This is a genomic window from Parasphingorhabdus sp., assembly GCF_036568145.1.
Classification (GTDB): Bacteria; Pseudomonadota; Alphaproteobacteria; order Sphingomonadales; family Sphingomonadaceae; genus Parasphingorhabdus.
This window is the reverse complement of sequence record NZ_DATCTC010000023.1, coordinates 63,403-85,428: the sequence shown is the minus strand read 5'-3', so window position 1 is coordinate 85,428 and position 22,026 is coordinate 63,403. Positions and strand designations below refer to the sequence as shown.

The window sequence follows — 22,026 nt, the reverse complement described above, 5'->3', positions numbered from 1 at the left end:
TTTGCAACAGCTAGGGAGGCCGAGTTAATGGCTAGTGCGTATCAAGAATCCGGTGATGCTAAAGGGACGTTTCTAGGGCATCCCAAAGGTTTGTTTGTTCTGTTTTTTGCCGAGATGTGGGAGCGTTTTTCCTACTATGGCATGCGGGCCTTGCTTATTTTCTATCTTACCAAGCACTGGCTTTTTTCGGATAGTGAGTCTGGTATCATCTACGGCGCTTATACAGCGCTGGTTTATATTACGCCGGTGGTCGGGGGATATCTGGCTGACCGCTATCTGGGGCAACGAAAGGCGGTTCTCTTCGGGGCAGTATTGCTGACCGCGGGTCATTTCTTCATGGCATTTGAGGGCGACGCGGCAGTGGGGCATACCGATAACCCGGTAATCAGTGTTTTCTGGCTTGCGCTTGCTCTTATCATTGTCGGATCGGGCTTTCTGAAAGCTAATATTTCCGTGATTGTCGGCCAGCTTTATCCGCGTACCGATGTGCGGCGGGACGGTGCTTATACAATCTTTTACATGGGCATCAATCTGGGCGCGGCGATGGGGTCGCTGCTCTGCGGTTATATTGGTGAGACATATGGCTGGGCCTATGGTTTTGGTCTGGCGGGTATCGGTATGCTCCTTGGGCTGGTTGTGTTTATCTGGGGCAAGCCTTTGCTCCTGGGACGTGGTGAGCCGTCTAATCCGGAACGTTTGAAACAGCCGGTTGCCGGACTTAGGCTTGAATGGTGGATGTATATTGCCGGTTTGGCGCTTGTCGGTGTCTGTTGGCTGGCTATCCAGTATCAGGATATGGTCGGGTATGTGCTCGGCATCTTTGGCGGAGGGCTTGTCTTCTATGTCCTTTATACAGCGGTGTTCAAATTGCTGCCTGAGGACCGGGACCGTATTTTTGCGGCCATGTTCCTGATTGTCACATCGATCATTTTCTGGGCATTGTTTGAACAGGCCGGATCGTCGCTGAACCTGTTTACGGACAGGCATGTTGATCGTGCCGGTGTGCCAGCCTCCATGTTCCAGTCGATCAATGCCATCTATATCATCCTTTTGGCGCCGATATTTGCGACTATATGGACGTTGCTTGGCCGCAAGGGGGTGGAGCCTTCCGCACCGTTCAAATTCGGTCTGGGCGTGGTGCAGGTTGGGCTGGGCTTTCTGGTCCTGGTCTGGGGCGCGCAGGCCGCCGGTCTGGAAAATGCAACGCCGGTCATATTCATTTTCCTTGTTTACCTGCTGCACACGACCGGTGAACTTTGCCTGTCCCCGGTCGGACTTTCGGCCATGAACCGGTTGGCACCAGCGCACATGGCCAGCTTGATCATGGGTACCTGGTTCTTTGCGTCGGCGACCGGTAACTTTGCTGCTGGTCTGATCGCTTCTGCAACGGGAGCGGAAGCTGTGGGCGAAGCGTCCGGCAAGGAGGTCGTGCTTGACGTTTACATGTCCGTCGGCTGGTTTGCCATTGCTGTGGGCGTGGGTGTATTGCTAGTATCTCCGCTGATCAAAAAACTCATGCATCTGGACACGCTTCAGGACGACGAAATTGGCGATGACCTGGAAGGCCAGGGCGAGTTTGGCGAACCGGCGTCTGCGGGTGTTCACCCAACAACGAAATCTTGAACGGACCAGTTAAGGCATAGAGGATATTTATGAAATTACGGGATTTGCTGGCAGTTGTTTCTGCCGGAGCACTGGTCGCGGGTTGTGCATCGACAGGAGCAGAGAGCAGCACGGCCAGCGCATCGACAACCGCTTCCTCGGCAAGTTCGGACAAGGATACGCAAGAGGCTGCATATCCTTCAACCTATCAGGCCTATCCGTCCACTGATGTCGCCATAACCGGCGTGACCATATTTGACGGTGAGGGGCAGCGGATCGACAATGGCACGGTCTTTATGTCGGACGGCAAGATTGTCTCTGTTGGCGGACCGGAAACGGCGATACCGGCTGACAGCAACGTCATTGACGGCACCGGCAAATATGTGACGCCCGGTATCATTGATGTGCATAGTCATTTGGGCGACTATCCCACGCCCAGCGTGACGGCGCATAGCGACGGTAACGAGGCAACCGCCCCCGTTACTTCGGAGGTATGGGCAGAACATAGCGTCTGGCCACAGGATCCCGGTTTCACCAGAGCGCTGACCAATGGCGGGATCACTGCGCTGCAAATCCTTCCCGGTTCGGCAAACCTGTTTGGTGGCCGGTCGGTCACGCTTAAAAACGTGCCGGCCCGCACGGTTCAGGCGATGAAATTCCCCGGTGCGCCTTATGGTCTGAAAATGGCCTGCGGAGAGAATCCCAAGCGTGTTTACGGAAGCCGCAATCGCAAGCCTTCCACCCGGATGGGGAGCCTGTCGCTAACCCGTCAGACGTGGATCAATGCACAGGATTACCAGAAGAAGCGGAAAGCCGCGAAACCGCCGAAACGCGATCTGGCGATGGAAACTCTGGCTGATGTGCTGGACGGCGAAATATTGGTTCACAACCATTGTTATCGCGCCGACGAATTGAACCAGATTATCGATATGTCCAAGGAATTCGGCTATAAAGTGACCGCATTCCACCATGCTGTCGAAGCCTATAAAATCGCCGATATCCTTGCGAAAGAGGAGATATGCTCTGCGGTCTGGGCGGATTGGTGGGGCTTCAAGATGGAGGCTTATGACGCCATCCCTGAAAATGCCGCTTTGTTGCAACAGGCGGGGGCGTGCGTGATTATTCATTCCGACGATGAAAACCAGATCCAGCGGCTCAATCAGGAAGCGGCCAAGGCGCTGTCCGACGGACGTGCGATGGGCCTTGAGATTAGCGATGCACAGGCGATCCGGTGGATTACCTATAATCCGGCCAAAGCGATGGGCATTGCCGATCAGACGGGTAGCTTGAAGCCCGGTAAAATGGCCGATGTCGTGCTGTGGAACGATAATCCGCTCAGCGTTTATGCCCGTCCGGAAAAAGTCTGGGTTGACGGGGCTTTGCTTTACGATGCGAATGACCCGGCGCGTCGTCCGGTCAGTGATTTTGAGCTGGGCCAGCCGGGTGAAGGAGATGTGAAATGAAACGCATTGCAGCAATATTCGTTTCGACACTCGCTCTTATGGCGGCTCCTGTAGCGGCGGAAACCATTGCTATTACCGGCGGGAAAGTTGTCGCCGGGGACGGTAGCGCACCAATGGACGGTGCGACCGTTATCATCCGTGACGGTTATGTTCAGGCGGTTGGCACTAATGTCGCCATCCCTGCCAATGCGCGGCAAATTGATGCCACGGGGAAATGGGTAACGCCGGGAATCTTCGCCGGTTTTAGCCGGCTCGGCCTTGCCGAGGTGGGAGCGGTTAGCTCGACCAACGATATCAACGCGGTTGGATCGGTTTTCTCTGCCGCACTGGATGTGCAATATGCGGTCAACCCGTTCTCCGCGCCGATTTCGGTGAGCAGGGCCGCCGGTGTGACGCGCGCCGTGGTTTCGCCTGGCTCGGGCAAGTCCATATTCGGCGGCTATGGCGCGGTGATCGATCTGGGGCAGGACAGCAACCCGATTACTCAGGCGAAGGCTTTCCAGTTTGTCGAACTGGGCGAAACCGGGCAGAGCAAGGCAGGGGGCAGCCGGTCTGCGGCGCATATTCTTTTCCGGGCCATGCTAAACGAAGCGCAGACCTATGCCCGCAATCCATCCCTGTTCGACAGCGATCTTATGAAAGCATCCGATGCCAAGGCTTTGCTTCCGGTTATCAATGGCACAACGCGGTTATTGGTTCATGTGGAGAGTGCCAATGACATTCTCAAAGTGCTCGACCTTCGCAAGGATTTTCCGTCGCTGAAACTGGTGCTGGTCGGGGCCAATGAAGGGTGGCGCGTGGCGAATGCGATTTCGGCTGCCAAAGTGCCGGTTCTGGCATCGGCGCTTACCAATCTTCCCGCCGCCTTTGAAGGGCTGTCCGCAACACAGTCCAATATCGGACGGATGAAGCAGGCGGGGGTGGAAGTCGCGATCGGGATGATTAACGACAATGATACGCACCAGATCCGCTATTCCGCGCAATATGCCGGTAATCTGGTCGCGCTGAACAAGATACCGCGGGCCAACGGGCTGAGCTGGGACGAGGCATTTGCCGCAATCAGCTCCAAACCGGCAGAGATTATGGGCATGGGCGACCAGCTTGGCTCGCTTAAAGCCGGGCGCAAGGGCGATGCCGTGATCTGGTCCGGCGACCCGCTGGAGCTTTCCACGCAGGTCGAGAGCGTGTTTATCGACGGTGTCGAGCAATCGCTTTCCAACCGGCAGCAACGCCTGCGCGAACGCTATCGCAATCCGGCTCCGGGCGCTTTGCCAAAGGCTTACGATTAGGGGAGAGGGGTAGTAAGGAAGCGGGTTTTTCCCGATCCTTGCTATCCCCAAACTTCACTAACTTCACTAACTTCACACCAAGGAAGCTTTCTTTTCCGCCAAAGTGTCCTCAAAATGTTGGACATTTCCAACATCTGGAACGCATCCCCCCTCTTTGAAACGGGAGCGCGCATACGGGAAAAATATTCAAAGCTGAGAAAGAACCTGTCTGGCACTATCACAGCTCTGATATTGTAGGACAGCCCTTTCTATCCGCGCCGCCCGGCCGCTAAATCCGGATCAAAGCCGGACCATCGACAACGCAGCTTCGGTATAGCGCGGGCCGGATGTGCCGCCCACGGGTGCGGCTTTCTCCAGTTCGTCAAGGTCGGCATCGCTCAAGCTGATATCAACAGCAGCCATCGAGTCTTCCAGCGTCGCGCGGCGTTTGCAGCCGGGGATCGGGACGATGAAGTCCCCTTGCGCCAAAAGCCATGCCAGCGCGATTTGTGCGGGGGAACTTCCATGGCGCTGGGCCACTTGTTTGACGGTTTCGACCATTTTCAGGTTCTGGCCGAAATTTTCTTCCGAATAGCGCGGATCATTGCGGCGGTAATCCCCTTCTTCCAGATCATCGCGGCTGGTAATCTGCCCGGTCAGGAAACCGCGGCCCAAGGGACTATAGGGAACAAATCCGATGTTCAGATCCTGACAAACCGGCAATATTTCCTCTTCCACTTCGCGCTCCCACAGCGAATATTCCGATTGCAAAGCGGTGATCGGGTGAACCTTGTGCGCCCGTTTGATCGTGTCGGCTCCGGCTTCCGAAAGCCCCAGATAACGCACCTTCCCGGCCTGAACCAGCTCCGCCATTGCGCCAACTGTATCCTCGATCGGCACGGCGGGATCGACGCGGTGCTGGTAAAACAGATCGATCACATCAACGCCCAGCCGCTGAAGCGAGGCATCACAGGCGCGGTGCACATTTGCAGGCGATGAATCGACGCCGAGCTTGCCCGGAGTGCTGAAATCAAAACCGAATTTGGTGGCGATGACCAACCGGTCGCGGCGGCCCTTGATAGCCTGCCCCAAAAGCTCCTCGTTCCTGAAGGGGCCATAAATCTCTGCCGTGTCGAAAAATGTCACGCCCAGTTCGATTGCCCGGTCGAGCGTCGCCAGACTCTCTGTCATGTCGGCCTGGCCATACATGCCGCGGCCAATACCGAACATCGGCATACAGCCCAGCCCCAGCGCCGATACTTCCAGTTCGTTACCGAGTTTGCGATATTTCATTCTGCCTGATCCTTTGAAGATAATTTCTGTCTGTCCAAATAGCCGAAAATCTCTCGTTTAATCTCCGGCGCGAATATGTAGAGCGTGATAATATTGGGAATGGCCATCAGGAAGAACGCACTGTCAATCAGCTTTATGACCTGACCCAGTTCCAGAACCGCGCCGATGGGCAAAGATATAACATAGATAAACTTATAAACCCATATCGCCGGCTTGCTATGTCCGAATAAATAGCACCATGCCTGCTGGCCGTAAAAGCCCCACGCGCACAGGGTGGAATATCCGAACAGGAACACCGCAACCGCCAGCATATAGGGGAACCAGTCGGCCACCGTTGCAAAGGCGGCGGATGTGATTTCTATCCCTTCCGCATCGCCGGCATAGGTTCCGGCAACGACTATCGCAACCGCGCCCAGAGAACAGATGACTACCGTGTCGATAAACGGTTCTAGCAAGGCAACCAGCCCTTCCGATGCCGGTTCAGCGGTTCGCACCTGTGTATGGGCAATCACCGCAGAGCCAATGCCGGATTCGGATGAGTAAACGGCGCGGCGCATCCCCACGACAAATGCGCCGATAGCACCGCCCGCGACGGCCTGTCCGGTAAAGGCGTCGGAAACAATCAAGGCGACAGCGGCCGGAATCTGTTCAAAGTTCATGGCCAATATGGCGAATATACCGCCCAGATAAACTACCCCCATGGCCGGGACGATAGAGGCCGTCACCCGCGCCAGCCAGCCGACGCCATTGATGACCACGACGCCTACCAGTGCGGCCATGATGATCCCGTATATCAGCGGCTCCGTAAAGCCGGTGACTTCGGCCACCTGCACATAGCTTTGATTGACCTGAACCAGCGGAATAGCGCCGAACAGCGCCAGAAAGGCATAGATGCCGCCAAGGATCAGTCCGGCTTTGACAAAGCCCTTTGAAGCCAGCCCGTTTTTCATCGTGTACATCGGGCCGCCGCGCACATAGCCGCCGGGCTGGACCTCCCGGTATTTCAGGCCAAGCGTGACCTCGGCACATTTCAATGTCATGGCCATCCACCCGATGACAAACATCCAGAAGGCAGCGCCCGGCCCGCCGGTGGACAGCGCAATCGCAACGCCCGCAATATTGCCAAGGCCAACAGTGCCCGACAATGCGGTGGACAGAGCGGCAAAAGGCGACATGTTCCCCGGTTGATCGGGACCGGAAAACCTGCCCCGAAGCACTCGGATTCCCGCACCCATGGCGCGCAGATTGATGAAGCCCAGATAGACCGTGAAAAACAGCATCGGGATAGCCAGCCAAAGCACGACCAGTTCGATAGTGATGCCAAAAAGGGTGACCTGATAAAATACCAGATCGGACAGTCGGTTAATCAGGCCATTCAGAATTTCCAACATTTTACCGCAATGTCCCCTGTTTCGGCTTTATCCCGTTGTGGCCAGACGCTAAGGCCTAATGAACCGCAGCGCCAACCCTTAACCGGCGTTTGCACCAAATGGGGAATAGGACCTGTTATGGCAAAGAAATTTTTTGGGACAGACGGAATACGCGGTCTGACCAACAAGCATCCGATGACGGCTGAAATCGCCATGAAAGTCGGACAGGCGGCGGGGCGGCATTTTGCGCGCGGAAACCATCGCCACCGGGTCGTGATTGGCAAGGATACCCGGCTTTCCGGCTATATGATGGAAAATGCGCTGGTCGCCGGTTTCACCAGCGTGGGCATGGATGTCGTGCAGGTCGGGCCGATGCCGACACCGGCTGTTGCCTTGCTCACCCGGTCGATGCGGGCGGATCTGGGCGTGATGATCTCGGCCAGCCACAATCCCTATTATGACAATGGCATCAAATTATTCGGCCCGGACGGATTTAAACTGTCCGACGAGGACGAGCTCAAGATCGAACAATATCTTGGCGAAGATGCAAAATTGGCCGCTGCCGAGGATATTGGCCGGGCCAAGCGCTTTGAAGACGCGCGCGGACGCTATATTCACGCGGTCAAAATGTCGCTGCCGGATCATATCCGTCTCGATGGCCTGAAAATCGTTGTCGATTGCGCGAACGGCGCGGCTTATCAAGTGGCTCCATCGGCCTTGTGGGAGCTGGGGGCTGAACTGGTATCCATTGGCGTTGAACCCAATGGCAAGAATATCAACCATAAATGCGGTTCAACCGACGTGGCAACTTTGCAGGAAACGGTAGTGGCCAGCGGCGCGGATATCGGAATTGCGCTGGACGGTGATGCCGACCGTTTGATTGTGGTGGACGAAAAAGGCAAGATTGTCGATGGCGACCAGCTCATGGCGCTGATCGGGTCAAGCTGGAGCCGAAACGGCTTGCTGAACGGTGACGGCATCGTTGCGACGGTGATGTCCAATCTGGGGCTGGAGCGGTTTCTGGCATCGCAAAACCTGAATCTCGTCCGCTCGAAAGTCGGGGACCGCTATGTACTGGAAGAGATGAGAAAGGGCGGCTTCAACGTCGGCGGTGAGCAATCAGGACATATGATCCTGCTCGATCACGGCACGACAGGCGATGGCACCATCGCTGCCTTGCAGGTTTTGCGCGAACTGGTCGAAAGCGGCAAACCGGCCAGCGAATTGCTCCACCTGTTCGATCCGGTTCCGCAACTGCTTAAGAACGTGCGCTATGCAGGCGGTGCGCCGCTGGAAGATGACAAGGTGAAATCGGTTATCGCAGAGGCAGAGAAAGAATTGAACGGCACGGGCCGGCTCGTCATTCGGGCGTCGGGGACCGAGCCGCTTATCCGCGTGATGGCAGAGGGCGACAATAGCGACCAGGTGCATGCAGTGGTGGACCGTATATGCAGCGCCGTTGAAGATGTCGCAGCCCCATGTGCAGCATGAGCATGTTTGACCGATGAGCAAGGCTTGCCCGCGCGTCCTGTCCATTGCCGGTTCCGATAGCGGCGGCGGGGCAGGGATACAGGCGGATATTCGCACGATCAGCAACCTTGGCGGCCATGCGATGACCGCGATTACGGGTGTTACCGTGCAAAATAGCGTAGGGGTGACGGCTGCCGAACTGATGACGCCGGAACTGGTGCTCGCGCAAATTGAGGCGGTGGTGGATGATTTTGGCGTCGATGCGATAAAGATCGGGATGCTGGGATCGCCGGAAATCGCGCTGGCGGTTGCCGGTTTCCTGAAATCCCTGCGCGATATTCCGGTCATTTTCGATCCTGTCATGGTGGCGACCAGCGGCGCTGCGCTGGCGGATGAGCGGACGGTTGCCGCTTTTCAGGAGATCATTCCACTGAGCAGCCTGGTCACGCCCAATCTTGACGAGATGGAGCGGCTTGGCGGGGAAAAGATCATTGCGGATTATAATGTGCCCTTTCTGGTCAAGGGCGGGCACGGCGATTACGGCAATAGCCCGACCGTGACCGACAGGCTGGTCTACGCTGATGGCGAGCGGGAACGCTGGGAAGGCAGCCGGATCGTAACGCAGCATAGTCATGGAACAGGCTGCACCATGTCGGCGGCAATTGCCACATATCTTGGCGGCGGGGATAGTTTGAGCGCCGCGATTGGCAAGGCGCGGGAATATGTCAGGGCAAGCCTGAAAGCGGCTCCCGGCTATGGCGCGGGCCATGGGCCAATGGGTGTTCCAAAGATATGATGTTCAAGATGATAGCAGGCGTTGATGAAGCGGGCAGGGGGCCGCTGGCAGGGCCAGTGGTTGCAGCGGCGGTGATATTGCCGGATGGACACGGCATAAAGGGACTGGACGACAGCAAGAAGCTGACCGCGAAAAAGCGCGCGGAACTGGAAATAGAAATACTAGATAAATGCTTTTATTTCATAGGCTTATGCAATGAATCAGAGATTGATTCTATTAACATATTACAGGCCACGATGCTGGCCATGACCCGCGCTGCGGATGGATTGACGCAAAGGCCGGATTATATATTGGTCGATGGCAACCGTTTGCCGACCTGGAACCATCAGGCCGAAGCCGTCATCGGCGGCGATGCCATTCATCCCTGCATTTCGGCAGCGTCCATATTGGCCAAGGAATATCGCGACCGGATGATGATCGCGGCGGCGCAGAAATATCCCCAATATGGCTGGGAACGGAACAAGGGCTATGGAACGGCAGAACATCTGGCCGCGCTCAGGCAATATGGGCCGACACCGCTACACCGCAAAAGCTTTGCGCCCGTCGCCCAGTATGAACTGCTTTAACAGGCAGATACCACCCTCAATCACCATGCCCGAGAGTCCGGATCGGCTGGTGCGAAAAATTATTTCAATTTATTTCCGTTTGCTTGTGCCTGCGAGTCCTTTTCGCCACACCACTAGGGATTGAGTCCGCGAGTCGGGCCATGACTCCATATCTGGTGAGGGGACTCCTTTCGTTCTCATTTGCAAAATCCCGTTAACCATTAAAACACGCCTTTAACCTAGGTTAACGGCCTTGACCGCTGGCCGCGAAGGACTCACCGTGTGAGCAACTTCAGTCAAAAAGGCAAATTTATGGGTATCATTGAGCGTATTAAAACGCCCGCACCAAAAGCAAAAACACGGGCCGCGACAAAAACCGCGCCGTCAAAAAAAGCGGCCGTTGATCTGCCGCTGAACCAGATTTTGAAGATGGACTGTGTCGAGGCAATGAAGTCCTTGCCGGATGAATCCGTCGATATGGTTTTTGCCGATCCGCCCTATAACCTGCAACTGGGCGGCGATTTGTTTCGTCCGGAAGGCGGGCAGGTTGATGCGGTGGACGATGCCTGGGACCAGTTTGAAAGCTTTGCCGTTTATGATGCTTTTACAAGGGCCTGGCTATCAGAGGCACGGCGCATCCTTAAACCTAACGGCACGCTGTGGGTGATTGGAAGCTACCATAATATCTTCCGGGTCGGAGCGTCTTTGCAGGATCTTGGTTACTGGATCCTCAACGACATTATCTGGCGCAAGGCCAACCCGATGCCGAATTTCAAAGGCACACGCTTTACCAATGCCCATGAAACGCTGATCTGGGCATCGAAATCGGAAAAGGCCAAATATACGTTCAACTACCGCGCGATGAAGAACCTGAATGACGAGCTGCAAATGCGTAGCGACTGGGTCATGCCGATTTGCGGCGGTCAGGAACGGTTGAAGCGCAACGGCGTAAAGGCGCACCCGACACAAAAGCCGGAAGCGTTGCTTTACCGCGTGATGCTGGCGACAACCAACAAGGGCGATATTGTGCTTGATCCGTTTTTTGGAACGGGAACCACCGGCGCGGTCGCCAAACGCCTTGGCCGCCACTGGATCGGTTGCGAGCGGGAGGATGGTTATTGCGAAGTGGCGATGGAGCGGATCGAAGCGGCTTTGCCACTGGACGAAAGCTCCCTTAAAACCATGCAATCGCCAAAATCAAAACCGCGCGTGGCTTTTGGCACATTGGTCGAGACAGGCTATGTGAAACCGGGCACAACATTGTGCAGTAAAAACCGTAAGTTCAAGGCGAAAGTTCGCGCGGATGGTTCGCTTTTGTGGGAAGGGCACGAAGGCTCTATCCACAAGATCGGAGCAATCGTTCAGGGTGCGCCAAGCTGTAACGGCTGGACCTATTGGTATTATGATGACGGCAAACAGCTAAAGCCGGTGGACGACCTTCGCCAGACCTATTTGCTGGCCACCGAGCCGTAGGGAATATTACATGGCAGACACTATTGGACCGAATGCGAAAATCTATCTGAAGCCCGGCGGTTTTTTGGATAGTCCGCAATATTTTGATGAACAAAATAGACGGTTAAACAATAGCTTGCTGTGGTTTTCTCAAGTTGAATATTCGATTGTCGAGGAGGGGAAACCGGTTATCAGAAATCTGGTCCCGGTGGAACTGTGGGGCAAGATTGCATCGCGCTTGCCCGGACATCTGGAACAGCGCGCGGCAGTCCTGTTTGCCAATCTGACCAAGGCCCACGCGCCCCTGCAATGCGGGGAGCGGGTGCTGCGCCTTGACCAGCCGCATGTCATGGGCATCCTTAACATGACGCCGAACAGCTTTTCCGATGGCGGGAAACATGATGGCGATCCGCAAAAGGCGGCAGATGCAGGGTTTGATATGGCAGCGGCCGGGGCTTCCATTATCGACATTGGCGGCGAGTCCACGCGGCCCGATGCGCAGCCCGTGTGGGAAGGCGATGAAATCAAGCGGGTCGTGCCCGTGATCGAAAGGCTGGCCCAGTGCGGCGCGGCTCTATCCATCGACACGCGCAAAGCGGCGGTGATGGAGGCCGCAATCGCCGCGGGCGCGCATATTATCAATGACATATCCGCACTGCTGCATGACAAACGTTCGCTGGAAGTGGCCGGAGTATCGGGCAAGCCGGTGGTGCTGATGCACGCGCCGTCCAGCGGGGATGACCCGCACAAGGGCGGCCATTATAGCGATGTCGTGACCGAAACATTCGACTGGCTGGAACAGCGCATTGCCGACATTATAGATGCGGGTTTTGAGCGTGACAAGATCATCGTCGATCCCGGCCTGGGCTTTGGCAAGTCACTTTCCGAGAACTTGGCGCTGATGAACAATATCGCGCTGTTCCACGGGCTGGGCCAGCCTCTGCTTATCGGGGCGAGCCGCAAACGGATGATCGGCGCGCTATCCAACGAAGCGCCAGTAGGTGAGCGCCTGGGCGGCTCCATCGCTTGCGCCCATCACGCGGTGCAGCAAGGCGCGCAAATCGTGCGGGTGCACGATGTACCAGAAACCGTACAAGCGGTGCAGATGTGGCGCGGAATGCGCGACGCCGGAGTTACGGCACGGGTTTAGGGTGATATATGAGGAAGTCATATCTTCCTGAAATCACGCCTTTAAGTCTGATACTTTCTCCGCATCGTCTTCGGCTGTAAATTCCAGAGCAATTTGAGCATCGATTTTATCGAGCGGGCTCTGATGGCCAGCTTCACGCTTCACCGCCATGGCCGCTTCAATCTTCCAAGCGGCTACCGCTACCTGCGCAATTTTCCTGCGGGATTCCAGCGGATGATTTTGAGCAATATCCTGGTGGGTCTTAATCTGATTCTTGCATGTGTCTGCTGAAACCCGCATATCAACTACCTTTTCATATGTTCAAGGCCGCGGACAACACCCGGCTTTTCTGTCGGCTTTGACGCGTTTGTTTTCACTTTTTCCGCTTTGGGCTTGCGAATTTCGCGGTTCGACTTCTTTTGTGATTTAGCCATGTTCATTCCTTCTGCTTTGGTGGTTGGAAATTACCTGTGGGTCGGCAAGCGCTTCTTTTGGGCAGGCTGTTCGGGTCGCTCACGCCGGGCTGTCAAATCCCAGGCATAGCGACCGCTTTTCCTGTCTCGGGAAAGCCAATAAAATAAAATTTTGACCCTGAAGAGACGCGCCAGACAGTTTGCAATCCATCAATTACAGTGGCGTAGACTATATATGGGGTGCCCGCTGGCACAATGTAAGGACACAGGCCTGTTATCTTTGATGCAGCTATCGTTCCGGGTTCCAGTTGCCGGCAAAACCATATGTTCCGGATGGTGAACGGTGTTTGCCACGGAAGCGTGCCGCGCTGTCAGCAACGGTTCATCGCAGGTTCCGCTCTTATTATCCGTGGATCGGGCGGTGATGCCGTTTGCGTTCATATGCCAGAAAGGATGGCTGGATCACTCAGGAAATCCATATGTTCCCAGGCGGAATATATGGCGCCATATCTTGTGCCGTGAACTGAAGGGAAAACTGACAGGACGGCACGCCAATACGGGTCCGGTCAAAACAACCCCCACAAACATGCCGGGCCAAATGCTACTATTTGAAGGGAGCAATAAACATGCGCTACATTTCCAGAAGTCCGAAAATCACCCTTATGCTTGCCACGTTCGCAATGCTGGCACCGGCTAGTGTGTCTGCACAAGTCGACAGAGAGGACATTATCGTGTCCGGGCAGGGCATGGAAGATGCCTATGCGACTATGCCAGATGCCAACGCTCCCGCAGGGCCGGAAGTCGAAGGCGTTATCACCGCCCGCAAAGACAACTTGATGGAAGTCACGGGCAGTGACGGATCGAAAACGGTTGTCGCCTTTAATGAATCCACCGAGATCAAAGCCAGCAAGGGCTTTTTGGGCCTTGGCCGCAAAGCGCTCGGCGCGGACGCGCTGCTCAACGGCCTGCCGGTCAGCGTTGATACCTTGCAAGCGGGCAATGCGTTGTTCGCGAGCAAGATCAGTCTGAGCAATAGCGACCTCAAAACCGCCAACATGATCCATAACGGCACCGCTCAGGGCTTTGCAGAGCAGACCGCCGCGACCGAAGCGCTCCGCAGCCGCGTGGGCGATATCGACCAGTATAATGTCAAGGGCACAACCAATGTGAACTTTGATATTGGCAAAGCGGTGCTTTCAGAACAAGGCAAAGCCGATCTGTGCGCCACAGCAAACGCGGCCGAACGACTTGATAACGCCCTCTTGCTTGTTGTCGGCTATACCGATTCAACCGGAGACTATGAATTTAACCAGCGGCTCAGCGAAAAACGGGCCAGCCGCGTCGTCAACTATATTCAGCAAAATTGTGGCTGGAAACCGTATCGCATGCTGACCCCCACCGGCATGGCCGAAGCGGACCCGCTGGCCAGCAACGACACCGATAGCGGCAAAGCCCAAAACCGCCGCGTTGCCGTGAATATCCTGGTAAGCAAAGGCCTCGACGGCCTGTAAATCACACGGGGCGGGTATTATGCCCGCCCCGTCATTTTTGCGCGAAAGATTGGTGGTTTGGGGCTGAGCTAATCCGCCTGCCTTTCGGCTGCGAGCTGATGGAGCCGTTGGCCAGCAAGCGGAATATAGCTGTCCGGGATCGTTCGGCCAACGCGCTCAAAGGCTTCCGTAACTTTTGGATGTGAGCGCAATTCGCTATATATCGTCGGTATCCGGGTACTCGTATAGAAGGTATCAAACTGCGGGTTTTGAAGTGTTTCGATTAAAATCGGGCCATCTTTTTCATCGGCCAGTCCTTTTACCATCATCTCTGCGGCGCGTTCCCGCTCGCCTACGCATAGCAACGCGTCGAGTGATACCCTTAAAGAATCCTCCTGATGAGCCTCGACTTCTTTGATAACCGCTAAACTTTCTTCCACGCGGCCCAGATTATGCAGCGCGCAGGCATTTACGAGACGAACCAACATTCTGGCGTAGGGATTTCCAGCTTCAGCGGCTACGTCACCGGCGATTTTAGCAGCGGCCAGAGCTTCTTCCCATCGAGTCTGCCTCACAAAACGCGAAGCCCGGTTAATCAGAAAATTGACACGCCAGCCCTTCTGGTTTGAAGGATCATCCAAAGCTACGAAACTGTCAAAAATGCGATCTGCCGCCGCTGTGTTGCCCAGCGCATCATGGGCATAAGCCTCTATATTGAGCAGCCAGCCATCATCTTCTCCCCAATTCGGGATAGCTTCCGGGCTATGATCAACACTCTGGGCCAACGTAATTATATCTTCGAACTGCCCGGCGAAGTTCAGTGCATGTGCATAATCTTGTCTGATTTTCTTGTTCTGAGGATCACTTTGGTAGGCGGCGCTTATTATTTGCAAATATTCACCTATCACTATTTCCATATTAGGGCCGACGCGTTGCTCTATCTCGTTCCAGATAGGCTCATATTCTCTTGAGGACAGCATTTCAGTATAGAAATCGGGGGTAGTAATGTGAGCCAGAAATTCTCCGGCCGCATCCCGATTTCCGCTTTTTATTCGCTCCCCCAATATATGCGCGGCGGTGGAAGATCGGACATCCGGATGTAATATCTCAAAATGCGGTGACTCTATTAATATATTATGGAGCCGGGTGACGGCGTCTTTCATATTCTCCTGATGAAGATCACCTATGACCTGAAATATGAACCGGCCAGTTGATTCAAGCAGTTCATCCGGTTCTTCGAATTGCGCTATTTTTTCCAGCCGTCCCAGAGCATCATCCCGCGCGCCTGCCACATAGGCCACCCGGAATGCCCATCCGGCATCCAGCTCATATGCACCTTCCATCCCCTCCCACTTCACAATATTACGATAGGCTTCTTCCATATCCCCGTTTTGAATGGCACAATTGATCGAATTTTCAGTGTAATCCAGGAGTGCCCCATCAGAAAAGACCTCCCGTTTCAGCATTTCGGAAAGTAGGGATTTCGCCTCACAACTATTTGTGAAGCTCTCGTTCACGTACATTTCATACAGCGCCTTGTCGTCAAGGTCGTGATATTTGCTTTGTGGTACAGTTGATTGATCCGCTGCGACATCCGATTGTGCAGCCCAAGCAGAGTTGTTCCATGAATTGGCAAGCAACAATATAGTGGCCAGCACAGATAAACGGCGATTTGTCATTATATATTTCCCCCCAACCGAAACGGTCGACCAGTTATGCGGTTTTGGGGGCAAGTGGTCAATATAGATGGCCGGAACTACTCACTAAGCCTTAATGCCGGGCGCAGCACTATCAGAAAAAGCGGACGGACCGCGTTGACGAAACCAGTCGCAGCCCGCTTAATTCCTAATCCGCCAGTTCCACCTGACGGACATCATAGCCAGCCTTGTTGAGGTCAACGATCAGGCCGTCCAGTTGCGCCTTGTCCTTTGCCTCGCACTCGATATCGGTGATCAATCCCTTTGCGGGCAGGTTGGTGAATACGCGTTGGTGATAGACTTCGATGATGTTGACTTCATGCTCGGCAAATTGTTTCACGACATTATAAAGCGCGCCGGGCTGATCGCGCAGGTGGAGGCGCAGGCGGGCGAGGCGGCCGGATCGGGCCAGGTCGCGGAGCAGGACATTGGCCAGGAGCCGTGTATCTATATTGCCGCCGCACAGCACGAGGCCGACCTTTTCGCCGGCGAATTTCTCCTTGTTGGCGAGCAGCGCGGCAAGACCGGCGGCGCCTGCGCCTTCGACGACGGTTTTCTCAATCTGTAGCAAGAGGCTGACCGCGCCTTCCAGTTGGGCTTCGCTCACCAGCAATATCTCGTCAACATATTTGCGGATGATTTCAGCGGTAAAGTCCGATGGAGTGCTCACCGCAATGCCTTCGGCCAGTGTGTCGCCGCCAGCCGTAACTTCCGTGCCGTTAATCTTGCCATACATGCTGGGATAAAGCGCGGCTTGCACGCCGGTCGTCTTGATATCCGGTTTCATCGCATGGGCCGCTGTCGCCATGCCTGAGAACAGACCGCCGCCGCCAATCGGGATAATCAGCCGGTCGAGGTCGGGGACAGCTTCCAGCATCTCGATAGCCACTGTGCCCTGACCGGCAGCGACGTGCGGATCTTCAAAAGCGTGGATATAGGTCATGCCGCGCAGTGCTGCGAGGTCCAGCGCATGGGCATAGGCTTCGTCATAGCTATTGCCGAACATGACAATTTCCGCGCCGTGCCCGCGCGTCTGCTCGACCTTCACCATCGGTGTGGTGGTCGGCATGACGATGGTCGCCGGGATGCCGAGGTTCTTGGCATTATAGGCCAGACCTTGTGCATGGTTTCCGGCCGAAGCGGCGATGACGCCCGCAGCCCGTTTGTCTTCATCCATCAAAAGCAGGGCATTCAGGGCACCCCGCTCTTTATAAGCGGCGGTAAACTGCTGGTTTTCAAATTTCAGATAGACTTCCGCGCCAGCCATTTCGGATAGGGTAGTGCTTTTCAAGGTAGCTGTATGCACGATCCGGCCACGGATACGCGCATGGGCCGCCCGAACGTCGGCATAGTTGAAAGATGGAAGCGATTTGGTTTTTTGAGCTGTCATAGTGGGGTGGCCCTAACCTATCTGGTCTTTCAGGGAAACAATGATTATGCGAGTCTGTAATGGCAAATATGGCATTGGCCGCAATTGATGTGCCGGGTACCCCCATGGCAGCGCATGTGATGCGCTTTCCCAAAGGGTGAAGCCCTGACAGGTGGAGCAGGGGTGGAACATATGGTTTGGGGGCCGTTTAACTAAGGATAATGATGCGTATTTTTTCAATATCGGGAACGGGAATTATATTAGCTGCCAGTGCGGCGCTTTTGAGTACGGGTTCACCGGCGCAGGCCGATAGCCTGATCGAGAATGTCAACGGCATGACGCTGGATGAAAAGGGCAGGGTCATCCGCTTTACCGCTATGGTGATTGACGATGAAGGCCGGGTGAAAGAGCTGTTGGACCGTAAAGACAAACGGCCCAAGGAACTGGACTTCCAGTTTGATGGCAAGGGTAAAAGCCTGATCCCCGGCTTTGTCGATGCGCATGGTCATGTGATGGGACTGGGCTTTGCCGCGCTAACGCTGGACCTGTCCGGCACCAAATCCCTGGCAGAGGCGCAGCAGGCCTTGCGCGAATATGCGGCAAAATATCCCAATCGCCCATGGATTATCGGGCGCGGGTGGAACCAGGAGGCTTGGGGCCTGAACCGCTTTCCTACCGCCGCAGAGCTTGACTCTGTAATAGCTGACCGGCCGGTTTATCTGACACGGGTTGATGGTCATGCGGCATGGGTCAACAGTGCGGGCATGACAGCGGCAGGGATCACGGCAGCGACCAAGGCACCGTCCGGCGGCATGATCGAAAAAACTGGCGGCAAGCCGAGCGGGATTTTCGTTGATAAGGCCCAGGACCTTTTTGCCCGCTCCATACCCGAACCGCGTCCTGTGGAGGAAGATCTGGCGCTGGTGAAGGCGCAGGAAATATTGCTGTCGCATGGCGTAACCACGATTGCCGACATGGGGACAACCATGCCGCACTGGCAAAGTTTCCGTCGGGCAGGGGATAAACAGCAATTAAAGATACGGATTATCTCTTATGCTGCCGATACTTCTAATATGGTTGCCATTGGCGGGCCGGGGCCTTCGCCCTGGCTCTATGATGACCGCTTGAAACTGGCAGGGGTAAAACTGGTTCTTGACGGTGCGCTGGGGTCGCGCGGCGCTTTATTGAAACAGGATTATGCCGATATGCCAGGGGAGAAAGGGCTGGCGCTCATGTCCTCGTCCCAGCTTAAAAATAAAATGAGCCGCGCCGCGATGGATGGATTTCAGGTGGCGGTCCATGCGATTGGTGATGAAGCCAATGCAGAGCTTTTGTCCGCGATTGAAGAATTGCAATATACGTTCACGGGCGACCAGCGTTGGCGCATTGAGCATGCACAGATTGTGGATCCCGCCGATTTGTCAAGAATTGCCAAAACAAAGGCTATCGCATCGGTGCAGCCGGTTCATCAGACTTCGGACAGGTTGATGGCAGAGGCGCGGCTGGGACTGGACAGGCTAGCCGGGGCTTATGCGTGGAACTCGATTCGGGAATCGGGGGCAAAATTGGCCTTTGGAACAGATGTTCCGGTTGAATCTTCCAATCCTTTCCCCGGGCTGGCCGCTGCGATGACCCGTGAAGATGCGAATGGCCAGCCCTTTGGTGGCTGGTACCCCGAGCAGCGTTTGACGCGTGAGCAAGCATGGCAGGCTTATACGATGGGCGGGGCCTATGCCGCATTTGCCGAAGACCGGATTGGCAGCCTGACCAAAGGAAAACGCGCAGATTTCCTTATCATTGAAGAAGATATCATGCTGGTGGAGCCTGGCGTAATCAGGAACATAGTTGTTGAGCAAACATGGGTAGGTGGCCGCCCGGTTTACGTAAGAAAAGCGCAACAATAATCGAACTAACTTATTGGAACATCAGTTAATCCTATTTTTCCAGCTAGAGCTTGCATTATAATGTTCCAGCACTTAACGTCACCATCAATAGCGTGTGCGATAAAAAAATAGAGTTATGCGGCGTTATTACTATCAGGGGGTTCAATAGGTCGATTTTCGGCTTTTACCTTGTGATAACTGCAAATATCCTGTTGGGAGTAGATAATGAAATTGAATAAATTGGCCGCTTCTGTAGCCGCCCTTTCTCTTGTAACTGTGCCTGCAATTGCACAGGCTGCACAAAGTGCGGCTCCAGTTGCACAGCGCATCGGCGCTTCTGCTGATGCCAAAGCTGAAAAGCTTGAAGGCAGCACCGGCATTATTGTTGGTGTATTGGCGGCTGCGGCTGTCATCGCCGGCATCATCATCATTGCTGATGACGACGACGATTCACCAACAAGCCCCTGAGGTTTGAAATCATATTAGGGAAGACGGGGCCTTTGTGCCCCGTTTTTTTTTGTCCTGAATTCACGCTGTTATCGTAGCAGCAGGTTTTATTTGTTATCATGCAGCTTTTACATCATGGTAAATGGCCTTTTCATAATTGCTAACAAGATGCATATTAGGTTCATCGATTCTTAACCTTGTGGAAAGAGGCCATCTATTGTGACTGCACCTGTTCGTTTTCCGCGCTTTTTTGTTACGAATTCCAGTCCGTGCCCCTATCTTCCGGGCAAAAGCGAGCGGAAGGTTTTTACCGAATTGAACGGCCCGCATACCGATGAGATGAATGACGCACTGGGCCGCATCGGTTTTCGCCGCAGCCAGAATGTCGCATATCGGCCAAGCTGCCCAGATTGCAAAGCCTGTGTATCGGTTCGCGTATTGGCTGATGAGTTCAGCCCGAATGCAACACAGCGAAAATTGCTAAGGCGTAATCAGGATTTGGTGGTGGAAGCCTGTCAGCCATGGGCGACGGAAGAGCAGTATGCCCTGTTGCAAGAATATCTCTCAAAACGGCATCCCGGCGGCGGCATGACGGAAATGGACGAGATGGACTATTCCGATATGGTCGAGCAATCCCCGGTGAAAAGCTATGTCATCGAATATCGCGAACCGGCTGTGGACGGCGTTAAAGGCCGGTTGATCGGGGCTTGCCTGACCGATCAACAGGGTGATGGCCTGTCGATGATTTACAGTTTTTTCGATGCCGATCACCCTAGCCGCAGCGGTTTGGGCAACTTCATCATCATGGATCACATATTGCGCGCCAAAAATGCAGGCCTGCCTTATGTATATCTGGGCTATTGGGTCAATGGATCCAGCCGGATGGAATATAAGATTCGGTATCAGCCGTTGGAGCAATTAGGTGCGGAAGGCTGGCACCGCTTTGATGCAAAACAGGTTTCGCGTCAGCCTGCCTGAATAGGCACCTTTAACCTATATCCCAATTAATCTTCGTAATAGGTCGTGGTTGTCGTCGTCCCCGGCGCCGAATGGATTACGATTGTCGTGGTTGCTGGCGGATAATGGGGGGGATAATAATATCCGTTCCAACCGCTGGGATAGCGATATTGCGTCTGACTTTGCGGACCCGCCACCGGTGCTGCGGGAACAGGCGGTGCAGGGGCCTGCGTATATTGCGGTGCGTTGCCCTGATAAAGGGGCGCCACATAATTCGTGCCAGGTTGAGCGGGCGCAGTTGCTACCTGTACCGGTATCTGTGCCGGCCCCGATGGTGTTACCGGCGATGCTTCAGCATAGCGGGGGTTAATCTGGGGGCGCTGCGGAGAAGGCTCTGGATCAGGGTTGCCTTCACCGATAAAGGTCCCGGCATATTGCCCTTTGTAAAGCTTGCCGTCTCTATCGCGGTAAGTGCCTCGCCATTCGCCCTGATAAGTGCCATCTTCCTGATAAGCGCCGTCCCAGTTGCCCTTATAGATTGATGATCCGCCACGCGCGGCCCATTGGCCAGCGATAACGCGGTCGTCGTTCATCATTACGCCATTATCATAGACGACCTGTTGTCCGGCCGGATTTGTAGCGCCGTTAACGGGGGACGTTTCGGCGGCGAATACACAGGTTACAGGTAATATTGAAGCCGCGCCAGCAAGGCCAGTAAGCAAAAGGGTCTTCATAGTTAATGTCTCCCTATTTTGTTCGCGCAATTGGCACGCTCCCTCTTCATATAGTTATCAGCCGGTTATCATTTTAACCGTTATTTTACCATTAGTAGCTTGTAAAACAGGGGGGTTTTTGAAGACTGTCTCGAAATGGGGCAAAATGTTTAAGCGGTGTTAAGCAAGACTGCCCGCAATCGCTGCGATCAAGCTCGTCATGCCGCGCTCGTCCGCCGCTGTGAAACGCTCCGCCAGCGGGCTGTCTAAGTCGAGCACCGCGACTACCTTGCCATCTTTACTGACCGGCACAACCAGCTCGCTGCGGCTGGCGGCATCGCAAGCAATGTGGCCGGGAAATGCGGTAACATCCGCGACCCGCTGCACCTGATTGGTGGCGGCGGCAGTACCGCACACGCCTTTGCCCATCGCAATCCGGATACAGGCGCTTTTGCCCTGAAACGGGCCGAGGACCAGTTCATCGCCAATCACCCGGTAAAAACCGGCCCAGTTCAGGTCGGGCACGAATTGCCAGATAAGTGCAGCGACATTGGCCATATTGGCGATGGCATCCGGCTCCCCGTCCACGAGCGCGCTGGCGGCGGAGGTCAGGTCGCCATAGAATATATCGGCAGGCTGGTCGGTGGAAATGGAAAAATCATACATGAC

20 protein-coding genes are annotated in these 22,026 nt (G+C 54.9%); 12 read left to right on the top strand and 8 right to left on the bottom strand.

Going from position 1 to position 22,026, the window contains the following annotated elements:
* Positions 1-27 precede the first annotated feature (27 nt).
* From VIN76_RS08285 to VIN76_RS08275, 3 genes are read left to right on the top strand one after another with little or no spacing between them, the layout of a single operon-like run.
* Positions 28-1,623, top strand: coding sequence for a peptide MFS transporter (locus VIN76_RS08285; protein WP_332041368.1), 1,596 nt, complete (start codon positions 28-30; stop codon positions 1,621-1,623).
* Positions 1,624-1,652: 29 nt separating this feature from the next.
* Positions 1,653-3,065: an amidohydrolase family protein gene (locus VIN76_RS08280; protein ID WP_332041367.1), complete on the top strand. Its 1,413-nt coding sequence runs from the start codon at positions 1,653-1,655 to the stop codon at positions 3,063-3,065.
* Positions 3,062-4,354 carry an amidohydrolase family protein gene (locus tag VIN76_RS08275; RefSeq protein ID WP_332041366.1) on the top strand — a complete coding sequence of 431 codons (1,293 nt, stop codon included), beginning with the start codon at positions 3,062-3,064 and terminating at the stop codon, positions 4,352-4,354. The genes VIN76_RS08280 and VIN76_RS08275 overlap by 4 nt, the downstream gene beginning before the upstream one ends.
* 279 nt (positions 4,355-4,633) lie before the next feature.
* Here the strand turns inward: VIN76_RS08275 and VIN76_RS08270 are convergent, their stop codons facing one another.
* Together VIN76_RS08270 and VIN76_RS08265 are read right to left on the bottom strand one after the other, a co-directional pair.
* On the bottom strand, positions 4,634-5,626 hold the full coding sequence (locus VIN76_RS08270; RefSeq protein WP_332041365.1) for an aldo/keto reductase: 993 nt from the start codon (positions 5,624-5,626) through the stop codon (positions 4,634-4,636).
* Entirely contained in the window at positions 5,623-7,014 is a 1,392-nt protein-coding gene (locus VIN76_RS08265; RefSeq protein ID WP_414696324.1) for an alanine/glycine:cation symporter family protein, read from the bottom strand. Before VIN76_RS08265 ends, VIN76_RS08270 begins: the two co-directional genes overlap by 4 nt.
* Before the next feature lie 120 nt (positions 7,015-7,134).
* Here VIN76_RS08265 and glmM point away from each other — a divergent pair, with 120 nt between their 5' ends.
* From glmM to folP, 5 genes are all read left to right on the top strand, one after another.
* The gene (gene glmM / locus VIN76_RS08260; protein ID WP_332041363.1) at positions 7,135-8,487 is read left to right on the top strand and encodes a phosphoglucosamine mutase; all 1,353 of its coding nucleotides are present in this window, start codon (positions 7,135-7,137) and stop codon (positions 8,485-8,487) included.
* Between the two features lie 13 nt (positions 8,488-8,500).
* Positions 8,501-9,262, top strand: a complete 762-nt coding sequence (gene thiD, locus VIN76_RS08255; protein WP_332041362.1) for a bifunctional hydroxymethylpyrimidine kinase/phosphomethylpyrimidine kinase — start codon at positions 8,501-8,503, stop codon at positions 9,260-9,262.
* Positions 9,259-9,828: a ribonuclease HII gene (locus VIN76_RS08250; RefSeq protein WP_332041361.1), complete on the top strand. Its 570-nt coding sequence runs from the start codon at positions 9,259-9,261 to the stop codon at positions 9,826-9,828. The genes thiD and VIN76_RS08250 overlap by 4 nt, the downstream gene beginning before the upstream one ends.
* A 291-nt stretch (positions 9,829-10,119) precedes the next feature.
* Positions 10,120-11,280: a site-specific DNA-methyltransferase gene (locus tag VIN76_RS08245; protein ID WP_332041360.1), complete on the top strand. Its 1,161-nt coding sequence runs from the start codon at positions 10,120-10,122 to the stop codon at positions 11,278-11,280.
* 10 nt (positions 11,281-11,290) lie between these two features.
* Positions 11,291-12,409 (top strand): dihydropteroate synthase, encoded by a 1,119-nt coding sequence (gene folP, locus VIN76_RS08240; protein ID WP_332041359.1) that lies wholly within the window; start codon positions 11,291-11,293, stop codon positions 12,407-12,409.
* A gap of 33 nt (positions 12,410-12,442) precedes the next feature.
* Here folP and VIN76_RS08235 read toward each other — a convergent pair whose 3' ends face one another.
* Positions 12,443-12,688, bottom strand: a complete 246-nt coding sequence (locus VIN76_RS08235) for a hypothetical protein (protein WP_332041358.1) — start codon at positions 12,686-12,688, stop codon at positions 12,443-12,445.
* A gap of 5 nt (positions 12,689-12,693) precedes the next feature.
* Positions 12,694-12,822, bottom strand: a complete 129-nt coding sequence (locus VIN76_RS08230) for a hypothetical protein (RefSeq protein ID WP_332041357.1) — start codon at positions 12,820-12,822, stop codon at positions 12,694-12,696.
* A gap of 605 nt (positions 12,823-13,427) precedes the next feature.
* Here VIN76_RS08230 and VIN76_RS08225 point away from each other — a divergent pair.
* Positions 13,428-14,312: an OmpA family protein gene (locus VIN76_RS08225; RefSeq protein ID WP_332041356.1), complete on the top strand. Its 885-nt coding sequence runs from the start codon at positions 13,428-13,430 to the stop codon at positions 14,310-14,312.
* A 68-nt stretch (positions 14,313-14,380) separates the two neighbouring features.
* Here the strand turns inward: VIN76_RS08225 and VIN76_RS08220 are convergent, their stop codons facing one another.
* Positions 14,381-15,970, bottom strand: a complete 1,590-nt coding sequence (locus tag VIN76_RS08220) for a hypothetical protein (protein WP_332041355.1) — start codon at positions 15,968-15,970, stop codon at positions 14,381-14,383.
* 166 nt (positions 15,971-16,136) lie between these two features.
* On the bottom strand, positions 16,137-17,378 hold the full coding sequence (locus VIN76_RS08215; protein ID WP_332041354.1) for a threonine ammonia-lyase: 1,242 nt from the start codon (positions 17,376-17,378) through the stop codon (positions 16,137-16,139).
* A 200-nt stretch (positions 17,379-17,578) separates the two neighbouring features.
* Here VIN76_RS08215 and VIN76_RS08210 point away from each other — a divergent pair, with 200 nt between their 5' ends.
* From VIN76_RS08210 to VIN76_RS08200, 3 genes are all read left to right on the top strand, one after another.
* On the top strand, positions 17,579-19,261 hold the full coding sequence (locus VIN76_RS08210; protein WP_332041353.1) for an amidohydrolase: 1,683 nt from the start codon (positions 17,579-17,581) through the stop codon (positions 19,259-19,261).
* Between the two features lie 204 nt (positions 19,262-19,465).
* Positions 19,466-19,708, top strand: coding sequence for a hypothetical protein (locus VIN76_RS08205; protein ID WP_332041352.1), 243 nt, complete (start codon positions 19,466-19,468; stop codon positions 19,706-19,708).
* 198 nt (positions 19,709-19,906) lie between these two features.
* Positions 19,907-20,665 (top strand): arginyltransferase, encoded by a 759-nt coding sequence (locus tag VIN76_RS08200; RefSeq protein ID WP_332041351.1) that lies wholly within the window; start codon positions 19,907-19,909, stop codon positions 20,663-20,665.
* Between the two features lie 26 nt (positions 20,666-20,691).
* On the opposite strand, the gene VIN76_RS08195 is transcribed toward VIN76_RS08200, so the two are convergent.
* Both VIN76_RS08195 and VIN76_RS08190 read right to left on the bottom strand, forming a co-directional pair.
* Positions 20,692-21,378 (bottom strand): hypothetical protein, encoded by a 687-nt coding sequence (locus VIN76_RS08195; protein WP_332041350.1) that lies wholly within the window; start codon positions 21,376-21,378, stop codon positions 20,692-20,694.
* A 159-nt stretch (positions 21,379-21,537) separates the two neighbouring features.
* Entirely contained in the window at positions 21,538-22,023 is a 486-nt protein-coding gene (locus VIN76_RS08190; protein WP_332041349.1) for a GAF domain-containing protein, read from the bottom strand.
* Positions 22,024-22,026 lie beyond the last annotated feature (3 nt).

Bases quoted from the DNA above. Each gene is read 5' to 3' on its own strand.
- VIN76_RS08195 (WP_332041350.1), bottom strand. From the start codon at position 21,378: ATGAAGACCCTTTTGCTTACTGGCCTTGCTGGCGCGGCTTCAATATTA.
- VIN76_RS08235 (WP_332041358.1), bottom strand. From the start codon at position 12,688: ATGCGGGTTTCAGCAGACACATGCAAGAATCAGATTAAGACCCACCAG.
- glmM (WP_332041363.1), top strand. From the start codon at position 7,135: ATGGCAAAGAAATTTTTTGGGACAGACGGAATACGCGGTCTGACCAAC.
- VIN76_RS08250 (WP_332041361.1), top strand. From the start codon at position 9,259: ATGATGTTCAAGATGATAGCAGGCGTTGATGAAGCGGGCAGGGGGCCG.
- VIN76_RS08230 (WP_332041357.1), bottom strand. From the start codon at position 12,822: ATGGCTAAATCACAAAAGAAGTCGAACCGCGAAATTCGCAAGCCCAAA.
- VIN76_RS08210 (WP_332041353.1), top strand. From the start codon at position 17,579: ATGATGCGTATTTTTTCAATATCGGGAACGGGAATTATATTAGCTGCC.
- folP (WP_332041359.1), top strand. From the start codon at position 11,291: ATGGCAGACACTATTGGACCGAATGCGAAAATCTATCTGAAGCCCGGC.
- VIN76_RS08215 (WP_332041354.1), bottom strand. From the start codon at position 17,378: ATGACAGCTCAAAAAACCAAATCGCTTCCATCTTTCAACTATGCCGAC.
- VIN76_RS08245 (WP_332041360.1), top strand. From the start codon at position 10,120: ATGGGTATCATTGAGCGTATTAAAACGCCCGCACCAAAAGCAAAAACA.
- VIN76_RS08270 (WP_332041365.1), bottom strand. From the start codon at position 5,626: ATGAAATATCGCAAACTCGGTAACGAACTGGAAGTATCGGCGCTGGGG.
- VIN76_RS08280 (WP_332041367.1), top strand. From the start codon at position 1,653: ATGAAATTACGGGATTTGCTGGCAGTTGTTTCTGCCGGAGCACTGGTC.
- VIN76_RS08220 (WP_332041355.1), bottom strand. From the start codon at position 15,970: ATGACAAATCGCCGTTTATCTGTGCTGGCCACTATATTGTTGCTTGCC.
- VIN76_RS08190 (WP_332041349.1), bottom strand. From the start codon at position 22,023: ATGTATGATTTTTCCATTTCCACCGACCAGCCTGCCGATATATTCTAT.
- thiD (WP_332041362.1), top strand. From the start codon at position 8,501: ATGAGCAAGGCTTGCCCGCGCGTCCTGTCCATTGCCGGTTCCGATAGC.
- VIN76_RS08205 (WP_332041352.1), top strand. From the start codon at position 19,466: ATGAAATTGAATAAATTGGCCGCTTCTGTAGCCGCCCTTTCTCTTGTA.
- VIN76_RS08285 (WP_332041368.1), top strand. From the start codon at position 28: ATGGCTAGTGCGTATCAAGAATCCGGTGATGCTAAAGGGACGTTTCTA.
- VIN76_RS08225 (WP_332041356.1), top strand. From the start codon at position 13,428: ATGCGCTACATTTCCAGAAGTCCGAAAATCACCCTTATGCTTGCCACG.
- VIN76_RS08275 (WP_332041366.1), top strand. From the start codon at position 3,062: ATGAAACGCATTGCAGCAATATTCGTTTCGACACTCGCTCTTATGGCG.